At 70.1% G+C, this 17,749-nt stretch carries 17 protein-coding genes; 5 read left to right on the top strand and 12 right to left on the bottom strand.

Annotated elements, in window-relative coordinates:
* Positions 1 to 21: 21 nt before the first annotated feature.
* Both STRIP9103_RS07685 and STRIP9103_RS07680 read right to left on the bottom strand, forming a co-directional pair.
* Complete coding sequence (locus tag STRIP9103_RS07685; RefSeq protein WP_009302440.1) at positions 22 to 360, bottom strand: P-II family nitrogen regulator; 339 nt, start codon at positions 358 to 360, stop codon at positions 22 to 24.
* Positions 357 to 1,673, bottom strand: a complete 1,317-nt coding sequence (locus STRIP9103_RS07680; protein ID WP_048819889.1) for an ammonium transporter — start codon at positions 1,671 to 1,673, stop codon at positions 357 to 359. Before STRIP9103_RS07680 ends, STRIP9103_RS07685 begins: the two co-directional genes overlap by 4 nt.
* Before the next feature lie 165 nt (positions 1,674 to 1,838).
* Between STRIP9103_RS07680 and era the strand changes: the two genes are divergently transcribed.
* Positions 1,839 to 2,801, top strand: coding sequence for a GTPase Era (gene era, locus STRIP9103_RS07675; protein ID WP_086019234.1), 963 nt, complete (start codon positions 1,839 to 1,841; stop codon positions 2,799 to 2,801).
* 51 nt (positions 2,802 to 2,852) lie between these two features.
* On the opposite strand, the gene STRIP9103_RS07670 is transcribed toward era, so the two are convergent.
* The 4 genes from STRIP9103_RS07670 to STRIP9103_RS07655 are packed head-to-tail and all read right to left on the bottom strand — an operon-like array spanning position 2,853 to position 7,999.
* Positions 2,853 to 3,308 (bottom strand): DUF4913 domain-containing protein, encoded by a 456-nt coding sequence (locus STRIP9103_RS07670; RefSeq protein WP_009302495.1) that lies wholly within the window; start codon positions 3,306 to 3,308, stop codon positions 2,853 to 2,855.
* A gap of 4 nt (positions 3,309 to 3,312) precedes the next feature.
* On the bottom strand, positions 3,313 to 7,290 hold the full coding sequence (locus STRIP9103_RS07665) for a tetratricopeptide repeat protein (protein WP_009302461.1): 3,978 nt from the start codon (positions 7,288 to 7,290) through the stop codon (positions 3,313 to 3,315).
* 24 nt (positions 7,291 to 7,314) lie between these two features.
* Positions 7,315 to 7,623 (bottom strand): trypco2 family protein, encoded by a 309-nt coding sequence (locus STRIP9103_RS07660; protein WP_009302465.1) that lies wholly within the window; start codon positions 7,621 to 7,623, stop codon positions 7,315 to 7,317.
* A gap of 55 nt (positions 7,624 to 7,678) precedes the next feature.
* Positions 7,679 to 7,999, bottom strand: a complete 321-nt coding sequence (locus tag STRIP9103_RS07655; RefSeq protein WP_009302470.1) for an amidohydrolase family protein — start codon at positions 7,997 to 7,999, stop codon at positions 7,679 to 7,681.
* 198 nt (positions 8,000 to 8,197) lie between these two features.
* Between STRIP9103_RS07655 and STRIP9103_RS07650 the strand changes: the two genes are divergently transcribed.
* On the top strand, positions 8,198 to 9,019 hold the full coding sequence (locus STRIP9103_RS07650; RefSeq protein ID WP_009302446.1) for a transthyretin-like family protein: 822 nt from the start codon (positions 8,198 to 8,200) through the stop codon (positions 9,017 to 9,019).
* Between the two features lie 12 nt (positions 9,020 to 9,031).
* Here STRIP9103_RS07650 and STRIP9103_RS07645 read toward each other — a convergent pair whose 3' ends face one another.
* The 3 genes from STRIP9103_RS07645 to STRIP9103_RS07635 form a co-directional block, all read right to left on the bottom strand.
* Entirely contained in the window at positions 9,032 to 10,360 is a 1,329-nt protein-coding gene (locus STRIP9103_RS07645) for a GH1 family beta-glucosidase (RefSeq protein ID WP_009302479.1), read from the bottom strand.
* Between the two features lie 79 nt (positions 10,361 to 10,439).
* Positions 10,440 to 10,706 (bottom strand): protealysin inhibitor emfourin, encoded by a 267-nt coding sequence (locus tag STRIP9103_RS07640; RefSeq protein WP_048819885.1) that lies wholly within the window; start codon positions 10,704 to 10,706, stop codon positions 10,440 to 10,442.
* Between the two features lie 20 nt (positions 10,707 to 10,726).
* A complete protein-coding gene (locus STRIP9103_RS07635; RefSeq protein ID WP_009302452.1) occupies positions 10,727 to 11,800 on the bottom strand; it encodes a M4 family metallopeptidase in 1,074 nt (357 codons plus the stop codon).
* Positions 11,801 to 12,230: 430 nt separating this feature from the next.
* On the opposite strand from STRIP9103_RS07635, the gene leuA reads away from it, so the two are divergent.
* Entirely contained in the window at positions 12,231 to 13,952 is a 1,722-nt protein-coding gene (leuA, locus tag STRIP9103_RS07630; protein WP_009302481.1) for a 2-isopropylmalate synthase, read from the top strand.
* Positions 13,953 to 14,136: 184 nt separating this feature from the next.
* A complete protein-coding gene (locus tag STRIP9103_RS07625; protein ID WP_009302485.1) occupies positions 14,137 to 14,877 on the top strand; it encodes a tellurite resistance TerB family protein in 741 nt (246 codons plus the stop codon).
* A gap of 398 nt (positions 14,878 to 15,275) precedes the next feature.
* Here the strand turns inward: STRIP9103_RS07625 and STRIP9103_RS07620 are convergent, their stop codons facing one another.
* The 3 genes from STRIP9103_RS07620 to STRIP9103_RS07615 all read right to left on the bottom strand — a co-directional run bounded on the left by STRIP9103_RS07620 (position 15,276) and on the right by STRIP9103_RS07615 (position 16,714).
* Positions 15,276 to 15,506: a hypothetical protein gene (locus STRIP9103_RS07620; protein ID WP_009302455.1), complete on the bottom strand. Its 231-nt coding sequence runs from the start codon at positions 15,504 to 15,506 to the stop codon at positions 15,276 to 15,278.
* Complete coding sequence (locus STRIP9103_RS49820; protein WP_141583308.1) at positions 15,503 to 15,811, bottom strand: hypothetical protein; 309 nt, start codon at positions 15,809 to 15,811, stop codon at positions 15,503 to 15,505. Before STRIP9103_RS49820 ends, STRIP9103_RS07620 begins: the two co-directional genes overlap by 4 nt.
* Positions 15,812 to 15,997: 186 nt before the next feature.
* Complete coding sequence (locus tag STRIP9103_RS07615) at positions 15,998 to 16,714, bottom strand: GntR family transcriptional regulator (protein WP_009302475.1); 717 nt, start codon at positions 16,712 to 16,714, stop codon at positions 15,998 to 16,000.
* 54 nt (positions 16,715 to 16,768) lie between these two features.
* Between STRIP9103_RS07615 and STRIP9103_RS07610 the strand changes: the two genes are divergently transcribed.
* The gene (locus STRIP9103_RS07610; RefSeq protein WP_048819883.1) at positions 16,769 to 17,584 is read left to right on the top strand and encodes a class I SAM-dependent methyltransferase; all 816 of its coding nucleotides are present in this window, start codon (positions 16,769 to 16,771) and stop codon (positions 17,582 to 17,584) included.
* The last annotated feature ends 165 nt before the right edge of the window (positions 17,585 to 17,749 follow it).

The following is a 17,749-nucleotide window of genomic DNA, read 5'->3' as shown; positions in this document are numbered from 1 at the left end:
CCCTCAGCCCGGTTCGCCGACTCAGAGCGCGTCGGGACCGCGCTCGCCCGTCCGCACCCGTACGACCGTGTCCACCGGCAGGGCCCACACCTTGCCGTCGCCGATCTTGCCGGTCTGGGCGGCCTTCACGATCGCGTCGATGACGTCGTCGGACTCCGCGTCCTCGACGACGACCTCGATACGGACCTTGGGGACGAGGTCGACCTGGTACTCGGCGCCGCGGTACACCTCGGTGTGGCCGCGCTGCCGGCCGTAACCGCTGGCCTCGGTGACGGTCAGACCGTGGACGCCCATCTCCTGGAGGGCGGTCTTGACCTCGTCGAGGCGGTACGGCTTGACGATCGCGGTGATGAGCTTCATGCCTGGGCCTTGGCCTTCTGCGTGGAGGACGTGGACGGGAGGGACGAGGTGACCGGGGCGCCGTGGCCCAGGACGCCGTGATCGTATGCCGTCTCGGCGTGGACCGTAAGGTCGAGGCCGGTGTGCTCGTGCTCCTCGTCCGCGCGGAAGCCCATCGCCCTGTCGATCAGCTTGGCCGTGCCGTACGTCACGAGGAAGGCGTACGCCCCGACGGCGACCACGGCCACCAGTTGCTTGCCGAGCTGGGCGAGCCCGCCACCGTGGGCAAGGCCCTCGGCGCCGCCGGTCATCGACTCGACGGCGAAGACGCCGATCAGGACCGTACCGATGATGCCGCCGACCAGGTGGACGCCGACGACGTCGAGGGAGTCGTCGTAGTTCAGTTTGAACTTCCAGCTCACGGCGTAACTGCAGACGACACCGGCGGTGAGGCCGATGACCAGGGCGCCGAACAGGGAGACCGAGCCGCAGGACGGGGTGATGGCGACGAGGCCCGCGACGGCGCCGGAGGCCGCGCCCAGCGTCGTCGGGTGGCCGTCGCGCTTCTGTTCGACGAAGAGCCAGCCGAGGAGGCCGGTGCAGCCGGCGGCGAGGGTGTTGAGGAACGCGGCGGCGGCCAGGCCGTTGGCGCCGAGCGCGGAGCCGGCGTTGAAGCCGAACCAGCCGAACCAGAGCAGACCGGCGCCCAGCATCACCATGGGGAGGTTGTGCGGACGCATCGCGTCCTTCTTGAAGCCGAGGCGCGGGCCGAGGACCAGGCACAACGCCAGTCCGGACGCGCCGGAGGTGATCTCGACCGGCAGACCGCCCGCGAAGTCGAGGGCGCCGAGGCCGTTCAGGATCCAGCCGTTCGGCCCCCACACCCAGTGCGTGACCGGAACGTATACGAGCAGCGCCCACACCGGTACGAAGACCAGCCACGCCGCGAACTTCGCGCGGTCCGCGATCGCACCGCTGATCAGCGCGGCCGTGATGATCGCGAAGGTCAGCTGGAAGGTGGCGAAGAGGAGGGTGGGAACGGTGCCCTGGACGCTGTCGGGGCCGAGGCCGCTCATGCCGATGTGTTCGAGGCCGCCGATGAGGCCGCCGAAGGCGTCGTCGCCGAAGGCCAGGGAGTAGCCGACGGCCAGCCACACCACCGTGACCAGCGCGATCGACACGAAGCTCATCATCAGCATGTTGAGGACGCTCTTCGTCCTGACCATGCCGCCGTAGAACAGGGCCAGGCCCGGGGTCATCAGCAGCACGAGGGCGGTGGCGGCGAGCAGCCAGGCGGTGTCGCCGGTGTCGACGCCTTTCGCGGCGAGGTTCACGATCGTCTCCAACGGGGCGGGGGCTCGTCAGAGGGTCACCGGCGTGCGTTTCCGGACGCGTACGGATGTGTTTCGGCGATGTTTCGTTGCGCGGGGGTTTCCGAAAGCTCACCGCGCCGGTGCCGGCTGGATCGCTGTACGGCCGGGCTCTGTGGATCAGGGACAATGGGCGCCATGAGCGTTCGTACCCAGTCACCAGAGAAGTCGGCCGAGGCCGCCCACCGCGCCGGCTTCGCCTGCTTCGTGGGGCGCCCCAACGCGGGCAAGTCCACCCTCACGAACGCTCTGGTCGGCCAGAAGGTGGCGATCACCGCGAACCAGCCGCAGACGACGCGGCACACGGTGCGCGGCATCGTGCACCGGCCGGACGCCCAGCTGATCCTGGTCGACACCCCCGGCCTGCACAAGCCGCGCACACTGCTGGGCGAGCGCCTGAACGACGTGGTGCGCACGACGTGGGCCGAGGTCGACGTGATCGGCTTCTGTCTCCCGGCGAACGAGAAGCTGGGCCCCGGTGACCGCTTCATCGCCAAGGAGCTGGCGTCGATCAGGAAGACGCCGAAGATCGCGATCGTCACCAAGACCGACCTCGTGGACAGCAAGCGGCTCGCCGAGCAGCTGATCGCCATCGACCAGCTCGGCAAGGAGCTGGGCTTCGAGTGGGCGGAGATCGTCCCCGTCTCGGCGGTCGGCGACAAGCAGGTGGACCTGCTGGCCGACCTGATCGTCCCCCTCCTCCCGGAGGGCCCCGCCCTCTACCCCGAGGGCGACCTCACCGACGAGCCCGAGCAGGTCATGATCGCCGAGCTGATCCGCGAGGCGGCCCTGGAGGGCGTACGGGACGAACTCCCGCACTCCATCGCGGTGGTCGTCGAGGAGATGCTCCCCCGCGAGGACCGCCCCGCCGACAAGCCCCTCCTCGACATCCACGCCTTCGTCTACATCGAACGCCCCAGCCAGAAGGGCATCATCATCGGCCCCAAGGGCAAGCGCCTGAAGGAGGTCGGCATCAAGTCCCGCAAGCAGATCGAGGCCCTGCTCGGCACACCGGTCTTCCTCGACCTGCATGTGAAGGTCGCGAAGGACTGGCAGCGCGACCCGAAGCAGCTGCGGCGCCTGGGCTTCTGAGCCTCGGGAACGCCTCTCCGGCCGGCCCCTCCGCGCCGGATCCCGGTCGGTTCAGTCGAGGGCCAACGGGTTCCTGGAGTCCGGCCCTCGTTGGTCCCAGAAGAGCCCTTCCGGGGGCGGCTCCATGGGCAGCGGCAGGGAATCCTGATGGCCTTCGGCGCAGTGGACGAACGGCCCGGTGACGGGATCCATGAGGGCACGCATGTTCGGGTCGAGATGGTGGGCCCACCAGGTCGACATCCCCAGGCCGGGATCCCAGCGCAACGCCTCCCAGGCACGCCATACGGAGTCCAGACGGGAGAGCGCCTCGCCGTGCCGGTACCACTCCGGGCACCACACCCGCCCGGAGCCCGGGGCGGGACGCGAGACGAAGTGGACGAGCCGATCGGAGACGAACTCGGCGACGTTCGGGTAGTAGAGCGCCGCCGGGCGGGCGGCGTCCTCCTCGTCCCGCCGGATGTCCTCGGCCGATTCGTCCCGCTCTCCGTCGTGGGCCGGTGATGCCATGACGTCATGCTCCTCTTCGTAGCCGTACTTCGATGGCCTCGGGGTGACGGCCGACGCGTTCCAGCACCTTCGCGAGGGTGGCCGCGGCCCATCTGAGGTTCGCCTGTTTGCTCGGGTCCTGATCCACCAGGCGCCGGTGCAGGCGGATGGCACGCCGCGCCGGTTCCAGCGCACGGGCGGCCCGCCGGCAGTCGTGCCGACCGCACAGACTCAGGGTCTCGGCCAGCCGCATGAGGAGCCACGCCGTGGGGTCCGGTTGCGCGTCGGCGTTCTCGGCCAGCGCCAGGCAGGCCTTCTCCGCCTCCAGCGCGGTGCGCCAGGCCGCGGCCGTCCGCCCCGCCATGGCGCGCCCGTTGGCCAGCCGCAGGAGCGCGTAGCACAGATTCCGCTCCGTCCGGTCGCGCCGGTTCTCGTCGAGCAGCCGGCGCCGAATACGTACCTCGTGCTCCGCGACGCGGACGGCCTCGGGATAGCCGCTCGTCTCCAGCAGCGCACGGGCCAGGTCCATGCAGGTGTCGGCCACGTACACCTCATGCGCCGGGTCGTCGGCCGACAACTCCATGTGCAGCTCGTACGCCTCCCGCAGCAGGGGAACCGCCCGGTCGGCCGTCGCCCAGGACGACGCGTAACTGGAGCCGAGGTCCTGCAGACAGAAGGCCAGGTTCTTGCGCTCCTGCGCGGTGACGAGCGGCAGCCTGCGGTAGAGCTGGAGCGCCTGGCGCAACTGGATGCGCTCCGCGACCCGCCGGTCGTGCCTCCGGTACAGGTAGGAGAAGTCATGGAGGGCGGTGGCATAGCCCTCCGCGTAGAAGTCCGGGCCGTACTCACTGAGGCGGCGCAGGATGTCGAGGGCCTGGTTCTGGGCGGCGAGTGCTTCCTGAGGCCGACCCAGGGCTTCGTAGGAGAGGGCGAGGTCCTGGGAGGTCTGGGACTGATTCCTCAACTGGCTCATGCTGAGCGGGAGTTTCGCGTGCGCGTAGATTTCCAGGGCCTCCGTGTAACCCTCGACCGCTGCCTGGTGGTCTCCCGTGGTCGCCCGGAAAGTGGCGAGTGTGCTGACCGACCGGGCCAGTTCGGGCGCCCCGAGCCCGCACGGATCGCGGGCCAGGGCTCGGCGATGCCGGAGGGCTTCTCCGAGGGACTCCCACGCCGTCGAGTGATCTCCCGCGTCGAACTGATCCCAGGCGAGGTTGTGCACCAGCTGCGCCAGGTCGGGCAGATGGACCCTGGGAAGATCGTCGGCCAGCGGGCGTATCAGTTTCACCGCCTCCTCCACCAGCGGCAGCACCTCGGCACGTGGCCGCGAGGTGTTGCTGTAGTCGACATGCAGGCCTTTCAGGGCGTTCGCGAGGTCGGCGGTGTAGGCGTCGGGGTTCTCCCCTGCCAGGCGGCGAGTCGCCTCGACCGCCTCCTCGCTCAGTGACAAGGCCTCGGTGTGCCGTCGGAAGCGCCAGAGTGTCGCGCCCCGTGCGGTCAGCGCCTTGGGGAGCAGGAGAGGGTCAAGATCGGGACGTCGGGTCACCAACCGGCGCGCGTGTCGGACGGCCTCGGCCGTGTGCTCGTCGGACCTTTCGATCGTGTCGAAGGGGATCGCGCTCGGGTCGAGCCGCCAGACCACCTCCGACTGGTTGATGAGCGCCCGCACCAGGCCTCGCTCATGCTTCTCCGACTCCTCCCCGCCGTCCTCCGTCAACTCGCGGAAGAGCCGCAGCGCCTGTTCCCCGGCGTCGTACGCCTCCCGCAGCCGTCCGGTCATGCGCAGGGCGCGCGACAGAGCCAGCAGCGAGTCGCCGCGCTCCGCGCGATGTGTCGCCGCCCCGGCGTCCACCACGTGTGCGCCGATCGCCACCGCCTCACCGGCGGCCTCCCGGGCCTCCTCCCAGTCACCGACCGCCAGATGCCGCACGGCGAGGTTGTGCAGCGCCCAGGCACGGTCGTGGTACGCCTGTGGGCGGTCGTCCGCGGTGTCGCGGTACAGCCGGCTCAGTTCGCGGGCGACGTCCAGCGCGTAGTCGCGCAGCACATGGGACTGTTCCGGCAGCGTGCCGGAGTGCCTGCGGAGCATGTCGGCGGTCAGGGGCACCTCGGCGGGGACGGAGCGCAGGGCCTCGCGCAGCCGGTCGACGACGCGGTACGCCCGTTCGGCGCGGCCCTCGTTGGCGTGGGCCACGGCGGACCGGGCCAGCACGGTGAGGGTCTGCACCCGCTGGTGGTCCGGGGCCCGGGCGAAGAGCCTCCCGAGCAGCCCGGGATCGTCGATGATCTGCTCGGAGGCCTGGTACTCCGCCAGCCGGTCCGGCTCCAACTGGCCCCAGCGGCGGTCCTCGGCGGGCGGGTACAGATCACGCAGCCAGACGGCGATGTCGGCGATCAGCTCCGACGACGCGCCCGGCAGCAGCCGGGAGAGGGTCGCGTGCGCCTGGTCCTCGTCCCGGGCGGGGCACAGTACGGCCGCCGCCACCGCCCTCTTGAGCAGTCCCTGCTCCCGCGGCCCCATCCCCCAACCGCGGGCGGTGTCCCGCCAGTACTTCTCCTCGTGCTTGAGGAGTTCGGCCTCCAGCGGGACTCCCGGCCGCTCGGGCGTCCGCCCCCGGCGCAGCAGCGTGGCGAGGGCCGCCATCTGCACGGTCAGGGCTGTCTCCGTGCCCCGGCCGCCGTTCGCGTACCCGGTGACCGGGAGGGAGCCCGCGAGTCCGGGCCAGTCGACGTCCTTGTCGTCGGTCGCCTCGGCCAGCCGACGGGAGAGGTCCCGGGCCGCAGTCCGGAACGCCTGCTCCCGTTCGGCGGGGCCGGGGCTGAGCGTGTGCAGCCTGATCTCGCTGTCTCGGAGGTCTCCGATCGCCCTGGTCTGCCAGGAGCCGAGCGAGCGGGCCAGCAGCAACAGGCGTACCGGGTGCCTGACTTCCTCCGCCTGCTCCCACAACCGCCTGACCAGCTCGGGCCGGCTCTCGGCGTAGTCGACCACCAGGAGCAGCGGGTGCTGGAGGGTGCGCAGCCTGTGCAAGCCGCCCGGTTCGTCGCGCACTTCACCGGCCACCCAGCCGAGGTCCCGCAGCCGTGCCATCAGCCGGCGCGCCAGCCGGGTCTTGCCCTGACCGCCCTGCGCGGTGAGCACCCGGACGGAGGGGAGGCCGTCCGCGTCCGTCAGGCACCACCGCTCCAGTTCGGCGAGGGTGTCCTCCCGGCCGTGGAACGACACCACCTCGGCGTCGGCCCGCAGCAGCATGGTGGGCGAGGTCAGGTCCCGTCTGGGCGGCGCCGCCTTCAACAGACGGACGAACCCGGCCGGTTCGGGCTGTGGGTCGATCGAGGTCGCCTCACGGAGCACCTCGCGGAAGTCGGCGCAGTCCAGCAGATCCGCGCTGCTCGTGACCGTGAGCCGAGTGCCGTGGCGTGCTCGGCGGTCCTTTCGCACCACACCGAGCAGCAGGTCCTCGCCCTCCGGGAAGACGGCCGCACCCGACATCCCCGACCACGCGGTGGTGTTCGCGGCGGTCTCGTCGTCGAGCCCCGAGAGGTCGGGGTTCAGCTGTCCCATGTCGTCGACGATCTCGAAGCGCGCGCCACCCAGGCGCCGCACGCGGAAGACCAGTTCCTCGGCGCCTCGACCGTCCCGCCTCTTCTGCTGCCGCGGGAAGCCATGGGCGGCGACCGGGATGTCGCTTCCGCTCGTCACGAACCGGCCCCAGCGCTGCGGGCTGCGACCGCGGGCACCGCCCAGTGATTCGGGTACGGTCCACCCCGGGGCGTCGGCCGGGATCTCCAGCAGGGCGGCGTCCACGATGCCGTCCCGCCGCCGCCACCGCACCCGCGCGGGGGTCCGCACCTCCGACCCCGGGAAGGCGACGGTGATCTCTCCTGGTTCACCTTCCGCGTCTTCCGGTGGCAGCAGATGCTCGGCGGTCAGAACGAGCCGCGGCGCGATCAGATAGCCACTGCCGAAACGGGGCGTGCGGATTTGGACGACCTGCCCCTGCTGCATCGGTTCACCCCCGTACGGCTCGGCCTACTCGACGTCGCCCACGGCCACGTCCCCGCCGCCGCGCTGCTCGGGCTTCAGAAGCAGGGTCACCCGCTGCGTGGACCGGGCCGAGCGCTCCCGACGGGCGTCGGCCTCCACCACACCGAACCGCAGCGCCCCGCCACCGTTCCGCGTCCGCACCAGTTCCACCTCGAACTCCGCGGTGATCTCGCCCAGTACGAAGCGAAGGGGGGAACCCTGGCCCCGGCGCTGCGCTTCCGACAACTGGGTGCGCAGCACCTCGATCGCGTCGGCCAGGTCCAGCCAGTCCTCGTCCTGCCCACCGATCGCCATGCCGTCCCCCCACCGTCACCACGTCATCGTGCGTATACATGGTAAGGACCGTGCGTCACGGCGTCAGTGGGGTGATCGATGTCCGGTGAGCAGGTTCTGAGGAGTGGATGTGGGAATTGTGTCGACGAACGCCTCCCCTGCCCGCTGGGAGGGCGGTGTTGCGGACCGACCCGCTCTGTTCGGTCACCGCCCCCTTCGTCAGCGCGGCGACGGTGTGCGGGACACCGCCGCCGACGACGGTGCCCAGCCGGTCGGACAGGCCGAGGGCGCGGGCTCCCCGGGCGGTGGCGGAGCGCAGGGCCTCGTACGGGCTGACGCCGTGGCGGACGGTCGCGCCGTGCCGGGCGACGAAGGCGAGTTCGGCGGACAGGTCCATTCCGCTCTGTTCGCGATCTGCAGACTCCCCTTCACAAAGAGCGGTCTCTGCAAGGAAGTTGACGCCCCGGGGCGAAGCGGAACGACCCCGTCATACAACCGCGAGTGGTGTCTCGTGAGTCAAACCGGTGCCGTTGGCACAGCGGCCACGCAATGGACGACACGACGACTCACCGACCACCACACCCATGGAGTTCACGTGCGCAAGCATCCGCCGACGGCTCGCCTGACCACGACCGCCGTCCTCGCCCTGGCCGTCGCCGCCGCGGGCATGCCGCCCGCCCACGCAAACGACCGCGCGGCCGGCGACGCCGCGGACGCGGGCTATCGGCTGGACATCTCCGCCGACAGATTCACGACCGACTACGACGAGCGGACGGTCGATCTGACCGGTGTGCTGACCCGGGCCGACGGCACCCCTGTGGCCGACGCGCCGGTCGAGCTCGGGCAGTCCGTGCTCTACAACACCTGGAACCCGTGGGGGGACCCCATCGACCCGACCGAGCGGGAGACCCGGAGCCTCGGGACCGTGCGGACGGATGCCGAGGGGCGGTTCACGCTCTCCGGGGTGCCGGCGGATCGCTGGGAGCAGAAGCCGAGTCTCTTCCTGAATCCCCGCCATGAGGTGGAGTTCTACGCCTCCTACGACCCGGCGGAGGACCCGACGGACCACGACATGCTCTTCGCCCGCGCGGGGGTCGCCGTCAAGCCCGTCGTCAGCGGCATCACGTACAAGGTGAACAAGTCCAGCGTGCGTGCCGGGGACACGCTCGTCGTGACCGGGAAGGTGACCTGGCCCGCCGGACACGGGCCGGTCGCCGGTACGCGGGTTTTCCTGCGGACGTACTTCGAGAGCCAGTACAACGCCCGGACCACGACCGACGCCAAGGGCAACTTCACCCTCCGGGCCAAGATCCGGGGCTACGACAGGGAATTCGTGATCTTCTCGGCACCCGCGGACTACTACATCGCCAAGGCGAGCAAGGCGCTGCCGGTGCGGAACGTCACGCCCACGCCGTAGCCGGGTGCGGTGTCATCGTCCCTCGGCCTGCGCCCGCAGCAGCTCCCGATACCAGCCGTACGACGCCTTCGGTGTCCGCTCCAGCGTCTCGTAGTCCACGTGGACCAGACCGAACCGGCGGGCGTAGCCCTCCGCCCACTCGAAGTTGTCCAGGAGGGACCAGACGAAGTAGCCGCGTATGTCGACGCCCGCTTCCGAGGCCCGGTGCAGGGCACGGACGTGGCCGTCCAGGTAGGCGATGCGGTCCTGGTCGTCGACGCCCTCGTACGAGCAGCCGTTCTCGGTGATCACGACGGGCGGCAGCCGGTCCCCGTAGCGTTCGCGGAGGCCGGTCAGCAGCTCGGTGAGGCCCTCGGGGACCACCGGCCAGCCGAAGTCGGTCGTCGGGACGCCCTCGATCTCCTTCACGGTGAAGGGGAGTTCGGCGGGGATGGTGACGCCGCCGAACTCGATGTCCGCGCCCTCGGGGGCGCCCACCCGGGTCGGGGCGTAGTAGTTGACGCCGTACCAGTCGATGGGCTCGGAGATGACCTTCAGGTCGGACTCCACGTCCTCGCCCGGCATCAACTCGCCGATACCCTCCGGGTATTCGCCCAGCAGGACCGGTTCCGCGAACAGACGGTTCAACAGCAGGTCGTAGAAGGCCGCCGCCTCCACGTCCGGCTGTTCCCCCGACGCCGGCCACGTGGGACCGTGCGAGTTGGCGATGCCGATGTCCGTGGCCCCGGCCGCGCGCAGCGCCCGTACGGCGAGGCCGTGGCCCAGCAGCTGGTGGTGGGCGGCGGGGAGCGCGTCGAACATCAGCTGCTCGCCCGGCGCGTGGGTGCCGAGGGCGTGGCCCAACAGGGTGTGTTCGGCGGGCTCGTTGATGGTGATCCACTTGGTGACCCGGTCCCCGAGCCGGGCGGCGACGACGGCGACGTACTCGGCGAAACGCTCGGCGGTGTCCCGGTTCAGCCAGCCGCCCGCCTCCTGGAGCGACGACGGCAGATCCCAGTGGAAGAGGGTCGGCACCGGCCGTACGTCCGCCGCGACCAGCTCGTCCACCAGACGGTCGTAGAAGTCGAGGCCGTTCGGAGTGTTCACCCTCGGCCAGGAGACGGAGAAGCGGTACGCGCCCACGCCGAGGTCGCGCAGCAGGGCCACGTCCTCGGGGTAGCGGTGGAAGTGGTCGCAGGCCACCGCCGCCGTCGAGCCGTCCTTGATGCGGCCCGCCTCGGCCGAGAAGGCGTCCCACACGGACGGCTCGCGCTCGTCCACGGCGCCCTCGATCTGATGGGCGGAGGTCGAGACGCCCCACAGGAAGCCGGCCGGGAACTGGGGTATCGGGTTCGTCGCCATGGGCGGATCATCCGTACCACCGGTAACGGAAGTCAACGCCCAAGGGCGAGCGACCTGTTACCGGGTTCGGGTGCCAGGGCTACGCCCCCTCTTTCAGTACCCGCGAGACCAGCTTCCGCTGCTCCTCCGTCAGCCGGGGATCCGCGCAGTACACGGTCCTCGCGTCCACCGTGATCTCGTACGAGAAACCGTCCGGCACCCCGAGCGGCGGAGTGCCCCGGCCGGCGGCGAGTGCCCGCTCGGCCAGGGCACGCCATTCCTCGGCATCGGGCCGCCCCGCGGTGTTCACCACCGCGTGCCGCTCGATGCCCGCGAAACCACCCGTGCGCCGCACTTCGATACGCATGGGTCATGTCTAGTACGGAACTACAGCGTCCGCACGCCCACCTGCTCCCAGGCCTTCTGTACGGCCGTCAGCTCGTCGCCCTGCCCGTAGCGGTCCTTGGCCGCCTTCACCGTCAGCGTGGCGAAGTCGACGAACAGGGCCTGCTCCTTCAGCTCGCCGCCCGTGAGGACGTCGTACCAGATCTGCCCGGCCCGCTCCCAGGCGTGGCCGCCGAGGGCCATGGCGGTCAGATAGAACGCGTGGTTGGGGATGCCCGAGTTGATGTGCACACCGCCGTTGTCGCGGCCGGTGCGGACATAGCCGTCCATCGTCGCCGGCTGCGGGTCCTTGCCGAGGACGTCGTCGTCGTACGCCGTGCCCGGGGCCTTCATCGAGCGCAGGGCGGTGCCCGTGACGCGCGGGGCGAGCAGGCCCGCGCCGATCAGCCAGTCCGCCTCGGCGGCGGTCTGGCCGAGCGTGTACTGCTTGATCAGGGCGCCGAAGACATCCGACATCGACTCGTTGAGCGCGCCCGGCTGCCCGAAGTACGTCAGGTTCGCCGTGTACTGGGTGACGCCGTGGCTGAGTTCGTGGCCGATGACGTCGATCGGGATGGTGAAGTCGAGGAAGATCTCGCCGTCGCCGTCGCCGAACACCATCTGCTCGCCGTTCCAGAAGGCGTTGTTGTAGTCCCGGTCGTAGTGCACGGTCGCGTCCAGCGGCAGCCCGTTGCCGTCGATCGAGTCCCGCTGGAAGGACTTCCAGAACAGCTCGTAGGTGGCGCCGAGACCCGCGTACGCGCGGTTGACCGTGGCGTCCTTGCCGGGCTCGTCGCCCTCGCCGCGGACCTTCCTGCCGGGCAGGTCCGTGCCGTGGCGGGCGTCGTGGATCGTGCGATGCGGTTTGCCCGCCTCGGCGTCGTCCGGTGCGGCGACCGCGGGGGCGCCGATGACCGTGGTCAGGCGGCGGCGGGTGCGTTCGAGCGCGTCGCGCTCCAGGGTGCGGCGGGCGGCGTTGGCGAGTGCCGAGTCGTCGGCCCGGGAGAGCTTGTCCAGGACGTGTGGCGGGACGACGGTGCAGAAGATGGGCTCGTGGCCCCCGTTTGTGGTGGTCATCCCCGCACGATTGCACTCCGTTAGGGGCGTGTCACTAGGGGCAACCTTGATTGGTGAAATGTGGCCGTTCGGGTTGCGTTTCGTGGTCGCCGTGTTGCTTGCGGTTGAGTTCGGGCTGCGGGTTGTTGGTGGTTGCTCGCGCCGGCGTGGTGGAGCCACATGTGCCACAGTCCCGCGCCCCTTGAGGGGTGCTCCCCGTGCCCTGTGTGAGCTTGTGCACCTTTTGCTCCTGTTTCCTCCTCGGTCCCGCATGCTGATACAGGACCCCGTGCGGCGCGCGACTCGGCTACTCTGCTTCGCATCATGCGTTTCGGGCTGCTTCTTCTTAGCTGCCGCGGCGAGGGCCTGTAGTCCAGGTCGACTCCCTCCCCGCGGAGCTTTGCGTTGCGTGTCGGCCGTCCATTCGGACATCCAGAGGAGCCCCGCACTCATGGCGAACCGCCAGCAGCCCAGTTCCATGCCGACCCACAAGTACGGTCAGTACGAGCAGGTCGACATCCCCGACCGCACCTGGCCGGACAACCGGATCACCGTCGCCCCCCGCTGGCTCTCCACCGACCTGCGTGACGGAAACCAGGCCCTGATCGACCCGATGTCGCCCGAGCGCAAGCGCCGGATGTTCGACCAGCTGGTCAAGATGGGCTACAAGGAGATCGAGGTCGGCTTCCCGGCGTCGGGGCAGACGGACTTCGACTTCGTACGGTCGATCATCGAGGAGCCGGGGGCCATCCCGGACGACGTCACCATCTCCGTACTGACCCAGGCCCGCGAGGACCTGATCGAGCGGACCGTGGAGTCGCTGAAGGGCGCCAAGCGCGCCACCGTCCACCTGTACAACGCCACCGCGCCCGTCTTCCGCCGGGTCGTCTTCCGCGGCTCCAAGGACGACATCAAGCAGATCGCCGTCGACGGTACGCGGCTGGTGATGGAGTACGCCGAGAAGCTGCTGGGCCCGGAGACCGAGTTCGGGTACCAGTACAGCCCCGAGATCTTCACGGACACCGAGCTGGACTTCGCGCTGGAGGTCTGTGAGGCGGTCATGGACGTCTGGCAGCCCGGCCCGGGCCGCGAGATCATCCTGAACCTGCCCGCCACGGTGGAGCGTTCGACGCCGTCCACGCACGCGGACCGCTTCGAGTGGATGAGCCGCAACCTCTCCCGCCGCGAGCACGTCTGCATCTCCGTCCACCCGCACAACGACCGCGGTACGGCCGTCGCCGCCGCCGAGCTGGCGCTGATGGCCGGTGCCGACCGCGTCGAGGGCTGTCTGTTCGGGCAGGGCGAGCGCACCGGCAACGTCGACCTGGTCACCCTGGGCATGAACCTGTTCTCGCAGGGCGTGGACCCGCAGATCGACTTCTCCGACATCGACGAGATCCGTCGCGTGTGGGAGTACTGCAACCAGATGGAGGTCCACCCGCGCCACCCGTACGTGGGCGACCTGGTCTACACGTCCTTCTCCGGCTCCCACCAGGACGCCATCAAGAAGGGCTTCGACGCCATGGAGGCCGACGCGGCCGCCAAGGGCGTCACGGTGGACGACATCGAGTGGGCGGTGCCGTACCTGCCGATCGACCCGAAGGACGTCGGCCGGTCCTACGAGGCGGTCATCCGCGTCAACTCGCAGTCCGGCAAGGGCGGGATCGCGTACGTCCTGAAGAACGACCACAAGCTGGACCTGCCGCGCCGGATGCAGATCGAGTTCTCGAAGATCATCCAGGCGAAGACGGACGCCGAGGGCGGCGAGGTCACCGGCGCCGACATCTGGGCGGTGTTCCAGGACGAGTACCTGCCGAACCCGGAGAACCCCTGGGGCCGTATCCAGGTCCGCAACAACCAGTCGACCACCGACACCGACGGCGTGGACACGCTGACCGTGGAGGCCGAGGTCGACGGCATCGAGACCACCCTGGTCGGCACGGGCAACGGCCCGATCTCCGCGTTCTTCCACGCGCTGCAGGGCATCGGCGTCGACGCCCGTCTGCTGGACTACCAGGAGCACACGATGAGCGAGGGTGCCTCCGCGCAGGCCGCCTCCTACATCGAGATCGCCATCGAGGACAAGGTCCTGTGGGGCATCGGTATCGACGCGAACACCACGCGCGCGTCGCTGAAGGCGGTCGTCTCGGCCGTCAACCGCGCGACGCGCTGACCAGCCCGACCGGCGGTTTGAAGGCCCCGTTCACCGTGTTTCGGTGGGCGGGGCCCCGTCGTTTACCGGCCAAACCCTGTGTGAGTACCGGGAAGGCCTCGTCCGGAGTACTGACTGCGCCTCGACAATGTGGCTAACATCACGCAAGCGCGGCGATGTTGCCGTGGGGTTACGGAGGTGCGACGTGCAGCCAGGACGGGGACCACGGGGACCGATCGACCGTGTCACCGGGTTGTCGCGCGCCGGAGCGATCGGCCGCGCCGCCGGCCTCTCCCGACTCGTCGGCACCCGCACCGCGTGGACGGGCGTCGGCGACGGCGAGTTCTTCTGCCCCGGCTGCGGAGGCGACCGCAACTACCAGCGCCTCATCGGCCGCCGCCGCTTCACTCTCCTCGGGGTGCCGGTGCTGCCGCGCGGTGAGACGGGCCCGGTCGTCGAGTGCGCCGCCTGCCGCCACCACTACGCGACGGACGCCCTGGACCACCCCACCACCACCCGCTTCTCGGCGATGCTCCGCGACGCCGTCCACACCGTCGCCCTCGCCGTCCTCGCCGCCGACGGCACCTGCGGCCGTACGTCCCTGTCGGCCGCCGCCACCGCCGTCCGCGCCGCCGGCCTCGACGACTGCACGGAGGACCAGCTGGGCGCCCTGGTCGAGGCGCTCGCCGCCGACACCGGCCGCCTCTTCGGCGAACCCTGCGGCGCCGGCCTCGCCATAGAGCTCCACGAGGCCCTGGACCCCCTCGCCCCCCACCTCGCCCCCACCGGCCGCGAGGCAATCCTGTTGCAGGGCGCCCGCATCGCGTTGGCCGATGGCCCGTACACCCCCGCCGAACGCGACGTCCTGTCCACGGTCGGCTCGGCCCTGACCATCTGCGCGGACGACGTGACCCGCTTGCTGGCGACGGCACGTACGCCGTCGTAGCGATCCTTCCGGCGCCGGCGCGGGTCCCTTGCCGAGGGTGATCACCAGGGTGACGCTGGGGGCTCAGCGGCCTGTCGCTGGGTCGACTGATGCGGGACCCTTTTGCACGGCCGCTTGTGCAGGTGGACCGTGGGAGCCGCAGCCGATGGCGAGGCCGGGATGTAACGTCGTGCAGTCCTCGTCGGGACCGATGGGCCTGTGGCAGGCGCCGCAGGTCCGGTTGATGCGCCCTCCTGCGCGGGCGTCGCGCTTTACCTGGCGGTACTCCTCCGCCAGGGCGTCGAGCTTTGGGCATTGTCCCGTGGACTTTCCGCCTTCGTCTCGGAACTCCCGGCAGTCCAGGCATTCGGCCCCGTGCGTGAGCAGCGCGGCGTATGCGGCTTCGGCCGCGGGCGTCATCACGGGCGTTCCCCCCTCGACCGGGCGTTGGCCGCCGCCACACCCGCGCTCAGGGCCTCGGTGAGTGTCAGCCGCCTGAGGCTGTCCGGACGGGCGTCCCACTCCAGGCCGCCGCCGATCGGCCGCAGCTGCACGTACGGCCCCTCGAACCCCATGACCTTGCCGAATCGCCTGGACTTGGTGTCCTCGACCGTGTCGCCGGGCTTCGGCCTGTACTCGGTCGTCGTCACCAAGCCCTCCTCAGCGGGGAGGCCAGGCAAAGGGTCTGCTCATCCTCGTGCAGTACGTACGCGCGCACGAGGGCGTCGTTGATCGAGTCGTCCTCGATGGCGGGCAACTCGGGAGACGGCCACAGGTGCGGGGCCCGGCGGCGACGCGCCGCCGCGAGGGTCGCCCCCCACATGCCCGGCGACGGATAGGGGACCGGCGTGGTGCGACCGGCCTCCGGGCCCGTGCAGCGGGTGCCGCGACCGCACTCAGGCGGTCCGAACAGGAGTGCTCTTACCCATGCGAGGGCGTGTGATACAAGGTGCATTGTCGGTCTGCTCCGCTCAGGTCGGCCGCGCCCTGGGACCGTGGCATCGGTCGCCAGGGTTCGTCTTGTGTCGGCAGCCGGGCATGGCGCGACCGCAACACATGGCAGGCTCGCCCGGCATCAAAAGACTGGACCGGTGGACCGGTCCAGTCAAGCGAGCGCCAGTTCGTATGTTCGTCAGTTCGCTTACCGCATCGGGTAGTTGTCGATCTGTTCGAACACATGCGACGGGGTGACGCCCTCTTCGCACACAAGTGCTTGGCGATCCTTGTCGAACGCCGTGTGCAGCACCACGGCCACTGCTGTGGGCTGCTCCACCTCCAGCAAGTGGGCCTCATCCTCCGTGGCCAGTCGAACGGTCACATCGACGCCCTCTGCCGGGGAGCGGCCCGTCTCACGCCTGACGTAGTGCGTGGTGCCCTCGGCGATCGGCCCCTTCATCGCCAGTCGCGGAGCAGCGTCCGCGATCGACGGCGGGAACCAGGCCGTCACCAAGCTGTGTGGCACTCCGTCGTCGAGCAGCACCAGCCGGATGCGCCTCAGCGCCTGCTCACCCGGCTTCAACCCCAAGGCCTCAGCCACATGTGAGGGAGGCGCCGTACGGTCCGGGACGCCGAGGCGTCGGTACGGTGCGCCGCCGGATACACGACTGGAGTCCGTACGGCGTCCGCCCGCAGGCCGGGCGATCGGTGTCTCCACGACGGTGAAGCCGGCGCCTTGCCGGGCGACCACCAGACCGTCATTGCGCAGCACGTCGTAGGCCTTGACGACGGTAGCCCTCGACACGCTCCACTGCTCGGCAAGGTCGCGGCCGGAAGGCAGCAGGTCGCCGGGGCCGAACTCGCCGTTCGCGATGCGTGTGCGCAGATCTTCGGCGATCTGCTCGTACTTCAGCAGCGGCATGGGGCACTTCCGATTCACTGGACTGGTCCACCGGTGAGTCACCACAATGCCCGTATGACGAGCCCTGAGGTAGCCCCGGAGATCGTGAGGTTCTACACCGAGACCATCGACGAAGCGGACCGGCTGACCGCGACAGCCGAGGGCCGCCTGGAGATGGTACGCACGCAGGAACTGCTGCGCCGTCACCTTCCCACGCCGCCGGCCCGGGTCCTCGACGTCGGCGGCGGCCCGGGCGCCCACGCCCGATGGCTCGTCCAGGACGGCTACGCCGTGCACCTCGTCGACCCGATCCCCCGGCACATCGAGCAGGCCAAGCAGACCGGCGCCACCGTGGAACTCGGGGACGCACGCCGACTCCCGTCCGAGGGCGCCTCGTACGACGTCGTACTCATGCTGGGCCCCCTCTACCACCTCATCGCACGCCCCGATCGTGACCAGGCACTCCGTGAGGGCTACCGCGTGCTCAAGCCGGGCGGCCTACTGGCTGTGGCCGGAATCAACAGGTATGCCTCGCTGTTCGAACACACCGCGTTCGCCCATCTTTACAAGGAACCGATGCAGAAGAGCATCGGCGGCATCCTCGCGACGCAGATCCATGACGGGAAGAAGGCGTTCACCGCCGCCTACTTCCACAGCGGCGAGCAGCTGCGCGACGAAGTGGACGCGGCCGGATTCGACGGTGCCGAGGTGTTCGGCATCGAGGGGCCGGCCTGGTCCATGCTCGCAGCGGCTGAGCGAAACACCGGCCAGTCCTTCCGCGACTCGGCCTTGTTTGAATCGGCGTTGACCGCCGCGCGCATGGCCGAGCCCTATCCAGAGCTACTGGCGGCGAGTTCCCACCTGCTGGCGATCGGACACCGACCGGCGTGACGCGCTTGCCCGCAGCGGCCCGCACGCCGTCGTGAGCCCGGCCCGGATACTCCCCAGGGAGTAATCCGGCCGCCGTGTCGCCCCGGGCGGTACGGATCAACTCGCTCTCCCGCGCGACGACTCGCCCCCGCCCCGCCGGGAGTCTGGTGGACGTCCAGACACCCG

It is taken from the genome of Streptomyces ipomoeae 91-03, from assembly GCF_000317595.1.
Taxonomy (GTDB): domain Bacteria; phylum Actinomycetota; class Actinomycetes; order Streptomycetales; family Streptomycetaceae; genus Streptomyces; species Streptomyces ipomoeae.
The sequence above is the reverse complement of the archived record's forward strand: the minus strand, read 5'-3'. Positions and strand labels throughout refer to the sequence as shown.

Excerpts from the sequence above, each read along its gene's own strand:
- STRIP9103_RS07615 (WP_009302475.1), bottom strand. The coding sequence starts at position 16,714 with ATGCCGCTGCTGAAGTACGAGCAGATCGCCGAAGATCTGCGCACACGC.
- STRIP9103_RS49820 (WP_141583308.1), bottom strand. The coding sequence starts at position 15,811 with ATGCACCTTGTATCACACGCCCTCGCATGGGTAAGAGCACTCCTGTTC.
- STRIP9103_RS07655 (WP_009302470.1), bottom strand. The coding sequence starts at position 7,999 with ATGGACCTGTCCGCCGAACTCGCCTTCGTCGCCCGGCACGGCGCGACC.
- STRIP9103_RS07660 (WP_009302465.1), bottom strand. The coding sequence starts at position 7,623 with ATGGCGATCGGTGGGCAGGACGAGGACTGGCTGGACCTGGCCGACGCG.
- STRIP9103_RS07635 (WP_009302452.1), bottom strand. The coding sequence starts at position 11,800 with ATGACCACCACAAACGGGGGCCACGAGCCCATCTTCTGCACCGTCGTC.
- leuA (WP_009302481.1), top strand. The coding sequence starts at position 12,231 with ATGGCGAACCGCCAGCAGCCCAGTTCCATGCCGACCCACAAGTACGGT.
- STRIP9103_RS07685 (WP_009302440.1), bottom strand. The coding sequence starts at position 360 with ATGAAGCTCATCACCGCGATCGTCAAGCCGTACCGCCTCGACGAGGTC.
- STRIP9103_RS07640 (WP_048819885.1), bottom strand. The coding sequence starts at position 10,706 with ATGCGTATCGAAGTGCGGCGCACGGGTGGTTTCGCGGGCATCGAGCGG.
- STRIP9103_RS07610 (WP_048819883.1), top strand. The coding sequence starts at position 16,769 with ATGACGAGCCCTGAGGTAGCCCCGGAGATCGTGAGGTTCTACACCGAG.
- era (WP_086019234.1), top strand. The coding sequence starts at position 1,839 with ATGGGCGCCATGAGCGTTCGTACCCAGTCACCAGAGAAGTCGGCCGAG.
- STRIP9103_RS07665 (WP_009302461.1), bottom strand. The coding sequence starts at position 7,290 with ATGCAGCAGGGGCAGGTCGTCCAAATCCGCACGCCCCGTTTCGGCAGT.
- STRIP9103_RS07670 (WP_009302495.1), bottom strand. The coding sequence starts at position 3,308 with ATGGCATCACCGGCCCACGACGGAGAGCGGGACGAATCGGCCGAGGAC.
- STRIP9103_RS07645 (WP_009302479.1), bottom strand. The coding sequence starts at position 10,360 with ATGGCGACGAACCCGATACCCCAGTTCCCGGCCGGCTTCCTGTGGGGC.